General features: G+C 50.4%; 12 protein-coding genes. 3 read left to right on the forward strand and 9 right to left on the reverse strand.

The features are described from left to right. Positions 1-107: 107 nt before the first annotated feature. From H027_RS0110030 to H027_RS0110040, 3 genes are all read left to right on the forward strand, one after another. Positions 108-1,091 carry a cation diffusion facilitator family transporter gene (locus tag H027_RS0110030; RefSeq protein WP_038149247.1) on the forward strand — a complete coding sequence of 328 codons (984 nt, stop codon included), beginning with the start codon at positions 108-110 and terminating at the stop codon, positions 1,089-1,091. Positions 1,092-1,207: 116 nt separating this feature from the next. Further along, positions 1,208-3,769 (forward strand): bifunctional lysylphosphatidylglycerol flippase/synthetase MprF, encoded by a 2,562-nt coding sequence (gene mprF, locus H027_RS0110035; protein WP_024872322.1) that lies wholly within the window; start codon positions 1,208-1,210, stop codon positions 3,767-3,769. Between the two features lie 8 nt (positions 3,770-3,777). Continuing rightward, positions 3,778-4,515, forward strand: coding sequence for an AcvB/VirJ family lysyl-phosphatidylglycerol hydrolase (locus tag H027_RS0110040; protein ID WP_051448977.1), 738 nt, complete (start codon positions 3,778-3,780; stop codon positions 4,513-4,515). 25 nt (positions 4,516-4,540) lie between these two features. Here H027_RS0110040 and H027_RS0110045 read toward each other — a convergent pair whose 3' ends face one another. From H027_RS0110045 to H027_RS0110085, 9 genes are all read right to left on the reverse strand, one after another. Further along, entirely contained in the window at positions 4,541-6,517 is a 1,977-nt protein-coding gene (locus tag H027_RS0110045; RefSeq protein WP_024872324.1) for a M48 family metallopeptidase, read from the reverse strand. Between the two features lie 13 nt (positions 6,518-6,530). Further along, positions 6,531-7,124, reverse strand: coding sequence for a LemA family protein (locus H027_RS0110050; protein ID WP_038149248.1), 594 nt, complete (start codon positions 7,122-7,124; stop codon positions 6,531-6,533). A 236-nt stretch (positions 7,125-7,360) separates the two neighbouring features. Further along, complete coding sequence (locus tag H027_RS17725; RefSeq protein ID WP_024872326.1) at positions 7,361-7,630, reverse strand: hypothetical protein; 270 nt, start codon at positions 7,628-7,630, stop codon at positions 7,361-7,363. Positions 7,631-7,792: 162 nt separating this feature from the next. Beyond that, complete coding sequence (gene uvrD / locus H027_RS0110060; protein ID WP_024872327.1) at positions 7,793-9,982, reverse strand: DNA helicase II; 2,190 nt, start codon at positions 9,980-9,982, stop codon at positions 7,793-7,795. 139 nt (positions 9,983-10,121) lie between these two features. After that, positions 10,122-11,990, reverse strand: a complete 1,869-nt coding sequence (kup, locus tag H027_RS0110065) for a low affinity potassium transporter Kup (protein ID WP_024872328.1) — start codon at positions 11,988-11,990, stop codon at positions 10,122-10,124. Positions 11,991-12,006: 16 nt separating this feature from the next. After that, on the reverse strand, positions 12,007-12,654 hold the full coding sequence (locus H027_RS0110070) for a hypothetical protein (protein WP_024872329.1): 648 nt from the start codon (positions 12,652-12,654) through the stop codon (positions 12,007-12,009). A 313-nt stretch (positions 12,655-12,967) separates the two neighbouring features. Continuing rightward, a complete protein-coding gene (locus H027_RS0110075) occupies positions 12,968-14,353 on the reverse strand; it encodes an efflux transporter outer membrane subunit (protein WP_024872330.1) in 1,386 nt (461 codons plus the stop codon). Then, positions 14,346-17,492 (reverse strand): efflux RND transporter permease subunit, encoded by a 3,147-nt coding sequence (locus tag H027_RS0110080; RefSeq protein ID WP_024872331.1) that lies wholly within the window; start codon positions 17,490-17,492, stop codon positions 14,346-14,348. Before H027_RS0110080 ends, H027_RS0110075 begins: the two co-directional genes overlap by 8 nt. A gap of 17 nt (positions 17,493-17,509) precedes the next feature. Beyond that, positions 17,510-18,694 (reverse strand): efflux RND transporter periplasmic adaptor subunit, encoded by a 1,185-nt coding sequence (locus H027_RS0110085; RefSeq protein ID WP_420804657.1) that lies wholly within the window; start codon positions 18,692-18,694, stop codon positions 17,510-17,512. Positions 18,695-18,700: the final 6 nt, after the last annotated feature.

An 18,700-nucleotide genomic window follows, 5' to 3' on the forward strand; every position in this document is an offset into this window, starting at 1 on the left:
TTATACTGGGGGGGAGTATATACTTAAGAATAACTCTCAATTTCATTTTTGCTAGATTCATGTCAATGTCATTCAGTGAGGATGCTATGTCAAGCGCCAAGGAAATTATGCAATGCTGTCAGGCTGCGGCTTTTCAACGCCCCATTCAAGGTGCTGAAAAGCGCATTCGTGGCGTGGTGATTCTGACACTGGTCATGATGGTGATCGAAATTACGGCTGGCTGGCTGTTTCACTCCATGGCCTTATTGGCGGATGGCTGGCATATGAGCACGCATGCGCTGGCGCTGGGTATTTCCCTGTTGGCCTATGCGTTATCACGTCGCTGGGCCGGTGACCATCGGCTGGCTTTCGGTACTTGGAAGATTGAGGTGTTAGGTGCCTATACCAGTGCCTTGATTCTGGCTGTGATCGCATTTTCGATGGTGATTGAGTCGGTATCTCGTTTGAGTAATCCGGGTGATATTAACTATGTTGAATCGATGTGGGTGGCTGTCATCGGATTAGCTGTGAATTTGTTTAGCGCCTGGTTGCTGGGGGATCAGCATCATCATGGTATTGGACATGATCATTCGCATGGCCACCATGCTGACGACCACGACCACGACCACGACCACGACCACGACCACGACCACGACCACGACCACGACCACGACCACGACCACGACCACGACCACGAGCATCATGATTTGAATAAGAAAGCGGCCTATATTCATGTGCTGACTGATGCGGCAACTTCGGTCTTGGCTATTCTGGCGTTAGCCGGGGGATTATTGTGGGGCGCCGCATGGTTAGATCCCCTGATGGGGATCGTCGGTGGGGTGGTGATTTTGGTCTGGGCTTGGGGATTGGTGAAAGAAAGCAGCCTTATCCTGATTGATGCCGACCGACAGAGCAGTATGCGAGACTCTATTCTTAAAACAGCGTCAAACCATCAATTAAAAATCAGTGATTTGCATGTCTGGCGGATTGGCGAACAGCGCTATGCCGCCATTGTTGGCTTAACATCGCCACAACCGGAGACCATTTCTGCACTACGTCATTCATTGTCTCATTTAGAAAGTCTTGCTCATTTGACGATAGAGCAACGTTAAAATCGCAAACTAATTACAGGACGTTACGAGATGCTGCTTGTCTGTTGATGATGGCTGAGTGATCATATGCCCGTTTTTTAAGATGGTTACTACTAGGCCTGAGTTGGGATATCAGAATGGCGCGTCTGCGTGGTTGGTTAAGTATCATTGTCAGCTTGTTATTATTGGGGCTGGCTCTAAGTGTTTTATATAATTTGGATCATGAATACCGGTGGCATGATGTTGTGACACACGTGCAAGAAGTGCCGGTGTCAGTATTCCTGAAAACGTTATTCTTTACCTTCCTGAATTACGTATTGCTGACAGGCTATGACTGGATGGCTATCCGGCAGGTCGGTGCAAAAGTGCCTTATCCGAAAATAGCGCTGACCTCCTTTATCGGATACACCTTTTCCAATACGCTCGGGTTTTCATTATTAACCGGAGCCTCTGTCCGTTATCGTTTCTATACGGCGGCAGGTTTGACACCCGGTCAGGTTGCCAGAGTGATTGTATTTTGCTCCGTCACCTTCTTTCTGGGGCTGTTTCTGGTGGGGGGCATTGGTTTACTGCTGGGGGTGAAAACACTACCGGCGGCGCTGCCTATTCCAGTCTGGATCTCGTCTTCCCTTCAGGCGATTGGTGGCATTTGTGTTGCCATTGCACTGGGTTATTTCTTGCTGGCACGGTTTTACCGTAAACCGCTGGTATGGCGGAACCATAGCTGGCGGTTACCGACTGCCAAGCAGGCGGTCAGTCAATTAGCCGTAGCCAGTTGCGACTGGCTCTTGGCTGCGGCTATTTTTTATACCCTGTTGCCTGCCGATTCCGGTGTTTCTTACTGGTTTGTTCTGGCGGTTTTTGTGGCGGCCAATTTGATTGGCGTACTGGCGCATGTGCCGGGCGGGCTGGGTATTTTTGAATCGATTGTCACTTTGGTACTGAGCCCTTTCATGGTGCCGGGACATATCCTCGGTGCATTGATTCTGTTCCGGGTTATCTACTATTTAATTCCATTTCTGATCAGCCTGTCATTGTTTGTCGGCATTGAGTTATTACGTCACAAACATAAATTGAAACAGTGGGTCGCACCTTTCCAGGGGCTGAGCCTGATGTTGCCACCATTGCTGAGTCTGGCCGTCTTTATCGTCGGTGCGGTATTACTGTTCTCTGGGGCGACACCGGAAGTGGCGACACGCCTGTTCTGGCTTGAAGATGTCTTGCCGTTACCGTTGCTGGAAGTATCCCATCTGGCGGGGAGTTTGATCGGCTTTGCGTTGTTGTTACTGGCCCATCGGTTACAACGCCGGTATGACACGGCCTATATTCTGACCGCATTACTGCTGGCGGCCAGTATGCTGTTCTCGTTATTGAAAGGTCTCGACTGGGAAGAAGCCATTTTATCCGGGATCATTCTGGCGTGTTTGTTGCCGTGCCGACATCTGTTTTACCGCAAAGGAGCATTGCAGAATGAGCCGTTTTCTCTGAACTGGACCTTGGCGATTCTGGCTGTCTTGCTCGGCACCTTCTGGCTGATTTTCTTCTCCTACAAGCATGTGGAATATCGTAATGAGCTGTGGTGGGAATTCACCCTGTTCCACAATGCACCGCGAGCCATGCGGGCCGGGGTGTTGGTTGCCATTGCTGCCTGCGGTTACGGTTTACATCATCTGATGCGCCCTTCTCGTATGCAACCGGATTTACCTACCGATGAGGAACAGACCCAAGCGTTCAATTTAGTACAGAAATACGGCCGGACCCAAGGCTATCTGGCATTGCTGGGGGATAAATACCTGTTATTTCATCCTAGCCGCGAAGCATTCCTGATGTATGGCATCGAAGGCCGCAGCTGGATCGTGCTGGGTGATCCTATCGGTCCTGAATCGCATTACGATGAGTTGCTGTGGCAATTCCGTGAATTGTGCGACAGCTATGATGCTTGGCCGGTATTTTATGAAGTGAGCAGTGAATATCTGCCACATTATCTGGATCTGGGGCTGTCACCGCTCAAATTGGGTGAAGAGGCCATTATTGATCTGGCTACCTTTACGCTGGAGGGAAGTTCCCGTAAGAGTCTGCGTCAGACCTATGCGAAGACACAGCGGGATGGTTTGCGCTTCCAATGGGTGGACGCAGACGATGTGCGGCAGTACCTGCCTCAGTTGCAGATGATTTCTGATGCCTGGATGGGTGAAAAACAGGTCAGAGAAAAGGGTTTCTCGGTTGGCCGGTTTGATGAGAATTACCTTTGCAGCTGCCCTCTGGCCTTAGCCTTGTGTAACGAGGAACCGATCGGGTTTGCCAATGTCTGGACGACCAATAGTAAAACCGAATTGTCGATTGACCTCATGCGCTATGATCCGGAACGTTCGCCGGGCGGGGTCATGGATTTCTTGTTTATCGAGCTGTTGCAGTGGGGGAAAAAGCAGGGGTATCAGACCTTCAATCTGGGGATGGCGCCTATGTCGGGCTTAACCCGGCATCCACTTGCTCCGTTCTGGAATAAACTGGGGCAATTAATGTTTGCTAAAGGAAACCGCTTTTATAATTTCCAGGGGTTAAGACGTTTTAAAGAAAAATATCAACCACTCTGGCGTCCTTGTTATTTAGTCAGTCAGGGTGGCTTACGTCTGCCGGCCATTTTAGCTAACACGGCTTCGCTGATCAGTCGAGGCATGTTGGGTACTATCCGTAAGTAGGGGGTTTCATGAAAAAGCGCGGGTCAATGACCGCACTGATAATTTCTGGGCTACTGTTGCTATCAGGCTATACTTCAGCGGCAACACCGGTGGATGATCTGCAACTGGATACCGTACCTGTCACGCAGGTAAATCCAGCCGATGCCGATAAACCCATGATCATCTTTTTTACCGGTGATGGCGGTTGGGCTGAATTAGATAAACGAGTATCGGCCAGCCTGATGAAGCAACAAGGTATGCCGGTGGTTGCCTGGAGTACGCTCACCTATTTCTGGAGCTTTAAGTCACCAGAGCAGACCACGAAAGATCTTGAACGGATACTGCGCTACTACACCCAGCAATGGCATCGTTCGCGGGTGATCTTGATTGGTTATTCATTTGGTGCGGAAGTGTTTCCATTCGCCGTGAACCGGTTACCACCCGATTTACGACGTATGATTGTAGGCGGCGTTATGCTGGTGCCATCGATCAGCTCCAATTTTGAAATTCACGTTTCAGATTGGTTGAGCAATAATGCAAATGGCAAATATCCAACATTACCTGAGTTGCAAAAAATCCAAGATATTCCGTTACTGTGCCTCTATAGTGAACTGGAAGATGGTGACTTGTGTCCATTATTAAAGGATCAGAAGAATGTCACCACCGTTCAGCTCTCTGGCGGACATAATTTCGGTAAGCGCTATTCCTTGGTAACCAGCCAGATCCTGAAAGCGATGGCATCGGTCATCACACCGACGAAACCATAGTGATTGCCAACCAAACAACAGCGCCTTAGAGCGCTGTTGTTTTATCCCGAGCCAGGATCTGCGGTGGCGGCAGAGGACAATCCAGGCAATATGCCAACATCTGATAAATACCTGCTTCCTGCTCGGTGATCTTGCCGTCCCATTCAATGGCTTGCACTATCGTTTGCAAGAACTGACAGCGAAGGGATGGGCTGCTTTGTTGCAGCTGATCCAGCGTAATCCCCAGCATTTCCAATGAAGGAGTGGTTTCCGAATAGGAGGCATTCAGGGAAAGGGCTGTTGCACACTCCAGAAACAAGCGTTCTGCGGCCGCTATATCTTCGTTGAGATGTGCCAGATAACTCAGCCATTGGGTCATCGCAGAAGAGAGTTCGCTCAGCTCCCGATATTGGATCACACGCCGGGCTTCGCCGTTGAAATGAGGCTGCAATTGATGTCTCAGCATCCGGTATAACAGCCATTCATGCAACGATACCTGTTGATCGGCCTTTATCAGTTGCCAGAGTGTCTCGTTGAATTGTTGGTATTGTTCGCTGGTTAACTCCTTCAGTGCCGGAATAGCCAGCTCCACCAGCGCCAGTTGCAAACCGGAAGGGATCGGGTATTGCGCGAGCGATAACACGGGCGACTCCTCCGGACCGAGCAAATGCCGCTGGTATAGCCGAGTGGTTAAATCATTGGCCAGCAACAAACGGAAAATCAGTAACCGTGCATCGAATGGACTTCGGGCTGCCTTTACCAACGCTGGCGGTAAGCGGGGTAACCATTCGCTGGGGCTGGTCGTATCGTAGACGATAGGTTCTGTCCCGGTGGCAAGTGGCAATAAAGGTTCCGGTTTCGGACGTTTGGGCATGTCGACAGGCGTGGTGGCAGAGGCCTGCTTTGCCAGTAACAAGGTGGCGAGATCCTGGCTGCCGGCGGCTTTCAGTTGCACCGCCGCAGCATACGAAGGGGGTAATGGTGGCGGCGGCTCATCGCTCCAGGGGCGTAAATCAGCGCAATATTTTCCATCCCAGTTGGGATCCAGTCGGCGAATTCGCTCCTGTAACGGGGGATGGCTAGCCAACCAGCCGTGGAAATTCTGTGTTAAACCCTGACTAAAAAACAGATGACTGAAGGTTTCTGCTTGTGGATGGAAGATCAGCGATGCGTAACGGTGTCCGCCCACTTTCTTGAGGGCAGTGGCCAGCGGGGCTGCATAACGGGTAAATTGCACGGCAGAGGCGTCGGCCAGAAATTCACGTTGTCGGTTAAGCGCCGATTTCATTAAACGTCCCCAGACTGTGCCGGCTGCGCCCAGCAACATCAGTGTCAGGCCGAAAAAGGGCAATAAGGTGCGGTTTTTATTCTGTGATACCGCCTGTCCCCGAGGGTGACCAACTCCTTGCGATAACCAGCGGCCTAATTCGCCGAGAAACATCAAACTACCAATGAGCGCCGCCAGTTGTTGATTGAGCCGAATATCACCATATAGGATATGGCTGAACTCGTGCGCCACCACGGCTTGCAGTTCATCCCGGCTGAGATAACTGATAGCGCCTTGTGTGACGACAATGACGGCATCATTGATACTCATGCCGGCAGCAAAAGCATTGATGCCGGGTTCTTCGTCCATGACATAGATGCTGGGTACGGGGGCGCCTGCCGCCAGAGCCATCTCCTCGACGACATTTCGTAATCGCCTATCTCCGGGATCTTGAGTGTTGGCATGCACATAACGTCCACCTAACGCTTCGGCCACCACGCGCCCACCTTTGCAGAGACTGGTGTATTTTAACAGCGTGATCAGGAGCAATGCGGCAAAAATGCCAATGTTACCGATGATATACCAATGCCAGAATTGACTGTCAGTATTGATATAAACAACCTGGCTGGTCAGTTTCCATAACAGAAAACCCATGAAAGTGATGACGGCAGACAAGCTGATCAGGCCGGCAAAAAACAAAAATAATAAGCGGGCACTGAGTTTTTTCGCCTGATCCTGATAGCGATAAAAGTCCATACTTTATCCGTGACTAAAAACTGATTTTGGGTGCCTGACGGTATTCCTGCGGATTTTCTATTTCGAGCAGCGACGCATCGGTGGTATGCCCGAAACGCTGCGCGATGATGTTGTTAGGGAATTGATTCCGGTAAATATTGTAGCTAGTGACACCATCGTTAAACCCTTGACGCGCAAAAGCGACCCGATTTTCGGTGGCCGTCAGTTCTTCGGAGAGTTGCAACAAGGTGTCATTGGCTTTCAGCTCGGGATAGGCTTCGATCTGGATGTTGAATGCCTGTAATGCCTGATGTAATTGTTGTTCTGCATCTGCCAACTGACTCATCGCGGCGGGATTCCCCGGATTGATTGTGGCGGCTTTCAATCCGGCTAAAGCTGCATTACGCGCTTCGGTAACGGCAATGAGGGTTTTATTTTCATGTTGCAGATACCCTTTGGCGATTTCAACCAGATTGGGGATCAGATCGTAACGGCGTTTGAGTTGTACCTCGATTTGTGCAAAGGCATTCTGATAGCGACCTTTCAACACAACCAGTTGATTATAAATAGAGACGAACCAGAAGACAGCAAACAACAGTATTGCCAGAACGATGAGTAATCCAAGCATGATCGACTTCCCTGTATGAATAATTCATGCACAGAGTGTAGTGTAATGATAGGGCGGGAGTCGTGTCTTTTAGTCAGGAACGATATCTGAATTCACAAAAGAAAGGGCCCGGGAGGCTCAGATGAGTTGGTTACACTGGTCAGGGGTAATATAAGTCTGACCTCCCGGATCACAGATAAAAAAGGGGAAGTTTGCTTCCCCTTCGTCTAATGACCTGCACTGCAGGTCATCTTCAATTATTGAGCTGGAGTAGCTGCTGGTTTGACTTCAGCTGGTTTAACTACTTTTTTCTTGGCAGCGGCTTTGTGCATTTTTTTCTTAGCAACGGTTTTGTGAACTTTAGTTGCTTTTTTGTGGATTGCTTTTTTCATTGGCGCTTTAGCAGGGGCTGGTGCAGCTGCTTCAGTGGTTGCTGCAGCAGAAACAGGTGCAGTGTCAGCTGCAGCGGCAGCAAAAGAGGCCAGACCAATAACACCAGCAACAGCAACAGCGATCAGTTTTTTCATATCAGTTACTCCAGTATGCGGAAATTAGGTTATGGCTTGTTTCGTTTAGCCATGAACAAATAGTAATACCTCGCTTTAAACTCTTCCGTGTGTAATTGGTATCTGCGTGTAACTGTTTGTACAAGGGATAGACAGGCGATTGCCTGTCTATTGATAAAGGAATCAGATCGCCTCTAAACGGGCGTAAGCAACCACCAGCCATTTACTGCCGGCATTGGCGAAGTTGACTTGTACCCGGCTTTGCGCACCCACGCCTTCATAGTTCAGCACAACCCCTTCGCCAAAGGTCGGGTGCATCACACGTTGACCCAGTTTAAATCCGGTGCTGGCAAAACTGTCTTGCAGTCGTTCCTGACTGAAACGGCTTTGAGACGGCGAGTTGTTGCTCCAGCTGACATTAGTTCGTAAGCGGATCTCTTCCAGACAGTCACTGGGTAATTCTTTCAGAAAACGACTGGGGCGGTTGAAACTTTCTTTACCATATAAGCGGCGACTTTCTGCATGCGTCAGATAAAGTTTCTGCATGGCGCGGGTCATGCCGACATAACACAGCCGACGCTCTTCTTCCAGGCGGCCGCTTTCTTCTGAGCTTTGCTGGCTGGGGAACATGCCTTCTTCGACACCCACAATAAACACCAACGGGAATTCCAGCCCTTTTGCACTGTGCAATGTCATCAGCTGTACGGCTTCGTCAAATTCGTCAGCCTGTTGATCACCGGATTCCAGCGTGGCGTGTGCCAGAAATGCGGTGAGTGGCGTCATGTCCAGATATTCGTCGGCAGGACGGAATAAGCGGGTTGCATTAACTAGCTCTTCCAAGTTCTCGATGCGGGACTGTCCTTTTTCCCCTTTTTCATTCTCATAATGCGTCCACAGGCCCGACTGGCGGATCACCCGGTCGACCTGGACATGCAGCGGTAAATCGGTGGTGTCATTTTCCAGCTGATTGATCAACGCCAGAAAATGTCGTACCGCGGTGGCTGCCCGGCCAGCGAGGACACCCTGTTCACACAATTGCCAGGCGGCTTGCCATAAATTGACACCCCGATCCCGTGCTGCCTCGCGAATGAGACCGAGTGTGCGATCACCAATGCCTCGGGTCGGTGTATTGACGACACGTTCAAACGACGCATCGTCGCCATGATTGGTCACCAGACGCAGGTAGGCGAGGGCATCTTTGATTTCCTGTCGCTCGAAAAAACGTAAACCGCCGTAGATACGATAGGGCAGTTGTTCCTGCATTAAGGCTTCTTCCAGAATGCGGGATTGCGCGTTATTACGATACAGAATGGCGGCATCCAGCAAACTGTTGCCTTGATCCCGCCAGGCTTTCAGGCGACTGACCACGAAGCGGGCTTCGTCGATCTCGTTAAAGGCGGCGTAGACTGAAATGGCTTCACCGGCGACCCCATCGGTCCAGAGCTCTTTACCAAGACGTGCAGAGTTATTGGCAATGAGCTGATTTGCTGCTTTCAGGATGGTACTGGTGGAACGGTAATTTTGTTCCAGCCGAATGGTTTGTACTGCGTCGAAATCTTGCATGAAGCGCTGGATATTTTCGACGCGCGCACCACGCCAGCCATAAATCGACTGGTCATCATCGCCCACGATCATGACTTTGCTGCTGTCACCGGCCAGCATGCGGATCCAAGCATATTGGATGCCGTTGGTATCCTGAAACTCATCGACCAGAATATGACGGAACCGTTGCTGGTAGTGTTCCAGCAGATGTGGTTTGTGCAGCCACAACTCATGGGCGCGCAATAACAATTCGGCAAAATCAACCAGGCCGGCGCGATCACAAGTTTCCTGATAGGTGGCATAAATTTTCTGATAAGTCCGTCCGACCGGATCATAAACATCAATATGCTGTGGACGGAGCCCTTCGTCTTTTTTGCCATTGATATAACCGGCGACGGCGCGTGGTACCCACTGTTTTTCATCCAGATTCAGGTTGCGCAGAATCCGTTTCAATAAACGTAATTGATCGTCGCTGTCGATGATTTGAAAATCTTCGGGCAGATTGGCATCCAGCGGATGTGCGCGCAACAAACGATGCGCCAATCCATGAAATGTGCCGATCCACATGCCGCCACGGCCAAAACCGAGGCTATTGCCCAGCAGCCGTTCGATACGGCCCCGCATTTCTGCTGCCGCCTTGTTGGTAAATGTCACCGCCAGAATACTGTGTGGCGAGGCTTGCTCTATTTGCAGCAGCCAGGCAATACGATGAACCAATACCCGCGTCTTGCCGCTGCCGGCTCCTGCCAATACCAGCATGTTTTGCAGGGGGGCGGCGACAACATCGCGTTGTTTATCGTTCAGACCATCCAGCAGGTGAGAAATATCCATCACGGCTCCAGAAATTGAGTCTCACCCCGGCAAGCAAGGGTGGGTTTTTATACAGTAATTAGATTATACCTGTTGTTGTAGGCAGACCCAACCAACAAAAAAGCCGGGAAATTCCCGGCTGACAATCGTTCAGGTATCGTTACACTTCGACCTGTACACCCATTTCCACGACACGATCTGCGGGAACATGAATAAAATCATTGGTACGCAATGAGTTTTTACTGAGCCAGATAAAGAGCGCCGCCCGCATTCTGGCCAGAATCGAACGATGCGACGGGATCAAGGTTTCGCGAGACAGGAAGAATGTCGTACTGTTCAGATTAAAGGCCATGCCTTTCATGGCGCACCGGCGGAATACCTCATAAACATCCGGTGTTTCATGGAAACCATAAGTCACGGAAATCCGCCAGACGTTGGGTGACAGTGAATCAATTTGAATATGCTGATCCGGGTCGACATAGGGCACATCTTGTGTTCGGAACGTCATTAAAACGATACGCTCGTGCAAGACATGATTGTGATTCAGATTATGCAGCAATGCGTGCGGTACGCCTTGCTGAGTCCGCGAAAGATAGATCGCCGTGCCCGGAACTTTCTGGGGTACTTCTTTCTCGACCATGGCGACAAAACTTTCCAGTGGCATACTCATCCGACTCAGTTGTCGTAACAGCAGGAAGCGCTCCCATTTCCAGGTCGCCATGATGGTAAACATCAAGGTGCCGAGCATCACCGGCAACCAGCCGCCGGCAAATAGCTTGGTGACGTTGGCCAGAAAAAAGGGAACATCGATGAGCAACAAACCAATCAAAATGACTTTGACCAGGCGCTTGGGCCAGTCCCAGTTATGGGTGGCGACCGTACAGGCCAGAATGGAGGTGATCACCATGGTGCCTGTTACGGCAATACCGTAGGCGGCTGCCAGATTGGATGAGGCCCTGAAGGTCATGACAACGACCAATACGGCGAGATAAAGCATCCAGTTAATAAACGGAATATAAATCTGACCTGCTTCCACTTCAGAGGTATGCAGGATGGTCATCCCTGGCAGATAGCCCAAACGCACAGCTTGGCGTGTTAACGAGAACACGCCTGAGATCACGGCTTGAGACGCGATGACTGTGGCGATGGTGGAAAGCAAAACCATCGGGAACACCAGCCATTCCGGGGCCAGCATGAAAAATGGGTTTTCAATGGCTTTCGGATCGCTGAGCAGCAGTGCACCCTGACCAAAATAGTTTAGTAACAAACCGGGCAGGGCAATGGAAAACCAGGCGAGCTGGATCGGGAATTTACCGAAGTGTCCCATATCGGCATATAACGCTTCCACACCGGTAATGGCTAACACCACAGAACCCAAAGAAATGAAGGCGACTATTTTATGGGTAATAAAAAACTGAATAGCCCAGTGTGGGTGTATCGCGGCCAGTACCTGAGGATTTTTGAAAATACTGATGGTGCCCAGAATACCCAAAGACAAAAACCAGATCAGCATGACCGGGCCAAACATCTTCCCGACGTTACCCGTGCCGTGTCGTTGGATCAGAAACAACCCGGTCAGGACGGAAATGGCGGCCGGTAAAATATAAGGTGTTAATGACGGTGTGGCGACGCTTAAACCTTCCAGTGCCGACAAGACGGACATGGCGGGCGTGATCACCACTTCGCCGTAAAAAAATCCGCCACCAATTAATCCTAACACCAGCAATACCGTCGTGGTGCCGGCATAGGTATTGCGGCCCGCTAATGACATCAGGGTGAGAATACCGCCTTCGCCCCGGTTATCGGCACGCAGTACGAACGCGAGATACTTGATGGATACCACCAGCACCAATGACCAGAAGATCAGCGACAAAAACCCAAAAACCACGGGTTGTGTCGGGGGCAGCCCAATATGCGGAGAAAAGCACTCTTTGAAAGTGTAAAGCGGGCTGGTACCGATATCGCCATATACTACACCAATCGCGGCTAAGGTAATCGCAGGGAGCGATTGCTTCTGATGTGTATCCATGCGTTACCGGCAGTCCTTAACGTTCAATGCGATCAAAATGAATCACAGGTTCCGGATCCTGTTTCGGAGGGGCTGGTTCAGGCTGTTGATGCTCCAGATTTTCCAGATAATCGTGTACGCGGAATCGTTTGTTATGTGCTGGTGACACGGGTTCTGGCGGTGCAGGCGCGGGCTCTTCGGTATAGCCAGAAAGATCTTCCCGATCCCGATTCAGGCGCGGTTTATTGCGCGATGTCGGTTTCGCTGCTTTGTTGCCGGAAGCTCGACGGGACGTCTCTCTCTCTGTTGTTTTCGCTGGCGACTTTTTGCGATTGTTTGTTTGGGGAGATCCCAAAAAAGAGTGCAGCAGCCAACGTAATGACAAGGTACTGATCACAATGATGAGCACGGCAAGCGCAGCATACATTCTGCTGCTGCCCGTGGTTGCGGATGCAATCAGGGGTTGCCAGTCAGGTTGGGAGGCTAAATCCTGATCTAATAAATTAGGGAATAACATGCGCCAGATGAAGAGCACATCGGCCATCAGGGTGATCAACACGCCGGTCTTAAACAAACCGGGGACTAATAACAAGAATACACCGGCGACAAATAACATGACGCCGCCACCAATAAACATGGTATCGACAAATTCATTGACGGGAACAGCATGCGCCAGTGAAGGCATTAGTAATAATCCGCAACTGAATAGGATTTTTCTGATTTTGTTCATACAACCATAACTGACTTATCTAGGGGGGTTGTTAATCATCGCAATATTAGCATAGTTATAGTGTTAAAGTGCACATTGGTGGAAAAACCACCAGGGCATAAGTGCGTCGCGCGTTTATAACTAGATAGAAAAAAGGCTTTATATCAAAGATATAAAGCCGGTGCGGCAACATGCCGAAAAGACCAAAATGGCCTTTGATCAGGCCAGAACCATCCATAAACCGGTATCGATTGTGTTTGGTTCCCTCATTTTGGTTGATGACGATTCATTACATTTTGGACTGCCAGCCACCACCCAGTGCTTTGAACAGACCGACTCGGTTACTGAGCAGCGCAAGGCGGGTACTGACTAATCCTTGCTCGGCCGAGAACAATGAACGCTGGGCATCGAGCAGGGTCAGATAACTATCAACCCCCTTCTCATACCGACTCTGTGCGAGTTGGTAATAGGTTTTGTTGGCATCGACCAGTGCTTGCTGCGCCTGCAATTGTTCACGGTAACCATCTTGTGCCACTAAACCATCTGAAACTTCTTTAAAGGCGGTTTGAATGGCTTTTTCATAGGTGGCGACTTCAATTTGTTTCGCCACTTTGGCTGCATCTAACTGTGCTGATCGGCTGCCAAAATCAAAGATGGGTAAACTGATGTTAGGCTGGAATGCCCATGTTCCCGAATTACCGTTAAACAAACTGCTCAGCGAAGAGCTCATGCTACCTGCTGATGCGGTCAGGCTGAGAGTTGGGAAGAAGGCAGCCCGGGCAGCACCAATATTGGCGTTAGACGCTTTGAGGGCATGTTCTGCGGCCAAAATATCGGGACGGCGGGTCAGCAACGTTGACGGAATCCCTGCTCCCAGCGGCGTTAACAGCATCAGGTCTTGATCTGGCAAACCCGTTGATAAGCCGGATGGGATATTGGTGCCCAGCAACAGTTGTAATGCATTCCGGTCTATGGCCACCTGTCGACGATATTGCGCCAGATTGGCCCGGACACTCTCGAGGTTACTGCGTGATTGACTGAGCTCCAATGATGAGGAAATACCGGCCTGATAACGTTGATCGGTCAGTTGGTAGCTTTGTTCATAACTTTTGGCTGTTTCACCGGCCAAGCGGAATAAATCCTGATCGGCCAGTAAAGTCAGATAAGCGGAGGCCACATTGGCTATGATTGTCAACTGGGTACTGCGTTGCGTTTCTTCTTGCGCCAGATAGGTTTCCAGCGCTTTATCTTTCAGACTCTTGACCCGACCGAAGAGATCCAGTTCATAAGCACTGATACCGACAGTGGCCGAGTCAGTGCTGCTGATTTTGGGGGCTGCACCTGAATAGGCGGTCGGAATTCGTTGTCTTGACTGATAGCCGTCCGCAGTCAGCGTGGGGAACTCTGCTGCGCGTTGAATTTGATACTGAGCCCGGTAGGCTTCAACATTCAGCACGGCAATCCGTTGATCACGATTATTTTTCAGTGCCAGATCGATTAACTGTTGCAGTGCAGGATCGGTAAAGACATCTTTCCAGCCGGTTTCTTTCGCAATCTCGTTGGTATTTACGACGTAATTGGCAGGAATCGGTGCCGCCGGACGTTGATAGTCCGGCGCCATAGAACAACCTGCTAATAATAAGGGAACGATGAACGCAAGAGGGCGTTTAATCATGGTTGTTCTCCGCAGTTGTCAATGTTGTTAGGTTTTTTCGATATTTACTGAAATATTTCATGACCAGCACAAAGAAGCTGGGAACATAGAAAATGGCCAATAAGGTTGCGGCAATCATCCCCCCGGTGACACCGGTACCGATGGCATGACGACCATTGGCCCCTGCGCCCGTACTGATCACCAGCGGTAATACGCCAAGTAAGAATGCCATGGATGTCATCAGAATGGGGCGCAATCGAATTCGAGCAGCTTCGATCACCGCCTGCTTTAACCCCATTCCCTTATCGAACAGTTCTTTAGCGAATTCTACGATAAGGATAGCATTTTTCGCCGATAGACCAATGGTCGTCAGGAGCCCGACCTGGAAGAAAATGTCATTCGATAGCGTGCGCAACGTGGCGGCAGTCAGTGCACCGAACACCCCGAGCGGCACAATCAGCATGACCGAGAACGGTATTGACCAGCTCTCATAAAGTGCAGCCAGACATAGGAATACGACCAGCAAGGAAATGGCATACAACGCGGGAGCCTGACTGCCGGAAACCTGTTCTTGATAGGAAAGTCCGGTCCATTCATAGCCAATACCGGGTGGAAGCTGGGCAATCAGTTTGGATATTTCAGCCATGGCCTGACCACTGCTGTAACCGGCTTTCGGTTCACCCACAATTTCAACCGCAGAAGAACCGTTATAGCGTTGCAAATTGGGCGAGCCAAAGCTCCAACTTCCTTTAGCAAAGGCTGAGAACGGAACCATCTTGCTGGAGGAGTTGCGAACATACCAAAGGTTGAGGTGTTCGGGTTGCATACGGAAAGGCGCATCCGCCTGAACATAAACGGTTTTGACACGACCGCGGTCAATAAAGTCATCCACATATTTAGAACCCCAGGCGATAGACAGTGCATTGTTGATATCATTGACGGTCAAACCTAACGCCATGGCTTTTTCATAGTCGATCGAGATGTTGTATTCCGGAGTGTCTTCCATACCATTCGGACGGACACGGGTCAGAATCGGATCTTTTGCTGCCATCCCCAATAACTGGTTGCGTGCGGCAATTAATTTATCATGACCAAGACCGCCCTCATCCTTCAAGAATAGATCGAAGCCGGTGGCATTACCGAGTTCACGAATGGCGGGCAGGTTGAACGCAAAAATAGAGGCATCTTTCACCTGCATAAAATGCCCCATGGCACGACCTGCAATCGCGGTGGAATCAGTTCCGTCTGCAGTTCGCTGGCTCCAGTCTTTCAGTTTGACGAATGCGAGCCCCATGTTCTGTCCGCTACCGGCAAAGCTGAAACCAGCAATGGTAAAGACTGTTTGAACATTATTCTTTTCCTGGGTGGTGAAGTAATTGGACACGCCATCCAATACCTTCATGGTTCGTTCCTGTGTGGCGCCGGTAGGTAATTGCACCATGACCATCAGTGCCCCCTGATCTTCTTCGGGCAGGAACGACGTTGGTAATTTGGTAAACATGAACGCCAGTGCCGCCAGCAGGGCCGTATAGATGATCAGCATGCGCCCGGTATGTTGCAGTGCTTTTCCAACCCAGGTGCGATAACGGCGGGTGTTGCGCTCGAACATCCGGTTAAACCAGCCGAAGAAGCCTTTCTGGATACCATGATCCCCTTTCGGCACTGGCTTCAGCAAGGTGGCACATAACGCCGGTGTCAGGATCAGCGCCACGATCACCGACAGGGCCATGGCCGACACGATGGTGACAGAGAACTGGCGATAAATTGCGCCGGTTGAGCCACTGAAAAAGGCCATGGGCACAAACACCGCAGAAAGCACCAGTGCAATACCGACCAGTGCTCCCGTGATTTGATCCATCGATTTTCGGGTGGCTTCAAGCGGTGACAAGCCTTCTTCTGACATCACACGTTCAACGTTTTCGACTACGACAATCGCGTCATCCACGAGCAACCCGATCGCGAGTACCAAGCCGAACATCGTGAGCGTATTAATGCTATAGCCGAAGACAGACATGATCCCGAAGGTACCCAGCAAAACCACGGGTACTGCAATCGTTGGGATCAGGGTCGCCCGGAAGTTTTGCAGGAACAGGTACATGATGAAGAACACCAGTACAATCGCTTCAATCAGCGTATGAGCCACTTCGCTGATCGAAATTTTAACGAAAGTAGTGGAGTCATAGGGGTACATCAACTTCAAGCCAGCAGGGAAATACTTGGATAATTCATCCATTTTGGCTTTAACAATCTTCGCAGTATCCAGCGCGTTGGCACCACTGGCGAGGCTGATCGCAATACCGGACGCCGGTTTGCCATCAAGACGCGCAACCGATGCATAACTTTGTGCGCCTAATTCGATGCGGGCGACATCCCGCAAACGAACCTGAGAGCCATCTGCATTGACTTTAAGGAGGATATTTTTAAATTCGTCAACGTTGGTCAAACGGCCTTGTGCTGTAATTGTTGCGTTCAGTTGCTGACCGGGTACGGCAGGTGCTGCGCCCAGCTGGCCTACAGAAAACTGGGTGTTTTGCGCATCAATGGCACTGGTGACATCTGATGGCATCAGGTTGTAACTGTTCAGTTTGTTCGGATCAAGCCAGATACGCATTGCATATTGAGAACCGAATACGCGAACTGAGCCGACCCCTTCCAGACGACTCAGCGGTTCCTTGATATTGGTGACCATATAGTCACTGATATCCGACTGGTTCATTTTCCCATCTTGCGAAATCAGTGCGACCACCATCAGGAAGGCCGAATTTGATTTCTCAACGGTCACCCCTTGATCCTGAACGGCTTGCGGCAGAGAACTCAGCGCTTGCTGGACTTTGTTCTGAACCTGAACTTGCGCGGTATCCGGATTGGTTCCTGCCATAAAGTTCAGTGTCACGGTAACACTGCCACTGGAGTCACTCTGGGAAGACATATACAGCAAGTTATCGATCCCGGTCATATTTTGCTCCAGGATCTGTGTCACGCTGTCTTCGACCGTTTTTGCCGATGCGCCAGGATAGGTTGCCTGGATCCGCACAGAAGGCGGCGCAATGGTCGGGTATTGTTCAATGGGTAGATTCTTGATGGCTAATGCACCAGCCAGCATGATCACTATTGCTATCACCCACGCAAAAATGGGGCGATCAATAAAAAATCGGGACATAATGACTCCGCTGGAAATTATTGGTTATTGGTTGCTGCTGTTTCTAATGAACTAGCATCAACCACACTGGCTTTCACGGTGACACCTGCCGTCACTTTTTGTGTGCCACTGACAATGATTTTGTCACCGGCTTTCAGGCCACTTTTAACCAGCCAGTTATTTCCAACTGTGCGTACCGTTTCAAACGGATGTTGTTCTACCTGATTTTTTGCATTAACCAGCAACACGGTCGCATTTCCTTTCGGGTCATGACTCACCGCTAACTGCGGAACCAGAATGGCATCATGCAATGCGGCTTCCCCTAATTCAGCACGCACAAACATGCCCGGCAGGAGTTGTAAGTCGTGGTTCGGGAAGATGGCGCGGACAGTCACACTGCCTGTGCTGGTGTCTACCGTGACATCAGAAAACTGCAATTTACCGGTTTCGGTATATCGGGAACCATCATCAAACAATAAATTCACCTTGGCAGCCTGAGCCCCGGCTGATTCCAGTTGGCCACTGGCGAGTGCTCTTTTCAGCTTCAATAAGTCGCTACTGGATTGACTGACATCGACATAAAGAGGGTCTAATTGCTGAATGGTTGTCAGTGCAGTGGTCTGCTGGGCCGTGACCAGCGCACCTTCAGTCACCGATGACTTACCGATGCGGCCCGAAATAGGGGCGGCGACTTTGGTGTAATTCAGGTTGATTTTAGCGGTATCAACAGCTGCTCTTGCGGAAGCAACATCGGCTTTTGCCTGTTGCCAACTGGCATCGGCATCATCAAAGTCTTGTTGGCTGACCCCTTTGGTTTTGATCAGGCTGCGGTAACGTTCGGCCTTGATGCGGGCGCTTTTTTCTGTTGCCAGTGCACGGTCATAAGAGGCTTTAGCACTGGCCAGACTGGCTTCATAGCTGGCTGGATCAATCTGGTAAAGTGTCTGTCCGGCCTTAACATCACTGCCTTCTCTAAACAAACGTTTGAGAATGATGCCACCGACCTGCGGACGAACTTCCGCTACCCGATAAGCACTGGTGCGGCCGGGTAGCTGTGTATGCAGAGTGATTTCTTGTGGTTTCAATTCGATGACATTGACTTCAGGTGTATGTGCCGCCATAGAAGACGAAGGTTGATCTGCTGATGGTTTACACCCGGCCAATAATAATGCGGAGGCGAGTAATACGAGTGGAGTAGTACGATACAGGGTAGCGCTGTGCAGCATGTT

The sequence above is a fragment of the Tolumonas lignilytica genome (assembly GCF_000527035.1).
GTDB lineage: Bacteria > Pseudomonadota > Gammaproteobacteria > Enterobacterales > Aeromonadaceae > Tolumonas > Tolumonas lignilytica.

What these genes read in the sequence shown, in the direction of transcription:
- H027_RS0110030 (WP_038149247.1), top strand. Translation starts at nt 108, where the DNA reads ATGCAATGCTGTCAGGCTGCGGCTTTTCAACGCCCCATTCAAGGTGCT.
- mprF (WP_024872322.1), top strand. Translation starts at nt 1,208, where the DNA reads ATGGCGCGTCTGCGTGGTTGGTTAAGTATCATTGTCAGCTTGTTATTA.
- H027_RS0110040 (WP_051448977.1), top strand. Translation starts at nt 3,778, where the DNA reads ATGAAAAAGCGCGGGTCAATGACCGCACTGATAATTTCTGGGCTACTG.
- H027_RS0110045 (WP_024872324.1), bottom strand. Translation starts at nt 6,517, where the DNA reads ATGGACTTTTATCGCTATCAGGATCAGGCGAAAAAACTCAGTGCCCGC.
- H027_RS0110050 (WP_038149248.1), bottom strand. Translation starts at nt 7,124, where the DNA reads ATGCTTGGATTACTCATCGTTCTGGCAATACTGTTGTTTGCTGTCTTC.
- H027_RS17725 (WP_024872326.1), bottom strand. Translation starts at nt 7,630, where the DNA reads ATGAAAAAACTGATCGCTGTTGCTGTTGCTGGTGTTATTGGTCTGGCC.
- uvrD (WP_024872327.1), bottom strand. Translation starts at nt 9,982, where the DNA reads ATGGATATTTCTCACCTGCTGGATGGTCTGAACGATAAACAACGCGAT.
- kup (WP_024872328.1), bottom strand. Translation starts at nt 11,990, where the DNA reads ATGGATACACATCAGAAGCAATCGCTCCCTGCGATTACCTTAGCCGCG.
- H027_RS0110070 (WP_024872329.1), bottom strand. Translation starts at nt 12,654, where the DNA reads ATGCCTTCACTGGCGCATGCTGTTCCCGTCAATGAATTTGTCGATACC.
- H027_RS0110075 (WP_024872330.1), bottom strand. Translation starts at nt 14,353, where the DNA reads ATGATTAAACGCCCTCTTGCGTTCATCGTTCCCTTATTATTAGCAGGT.
- H027_RS0110080 (WP_024872331.1), bottom strand. Translation starts at nt 17,492, where the DNA reads ATGTCCCGATTTTTTATTGATCGCCCCATTTTTGCGTGGGTGATAGCA.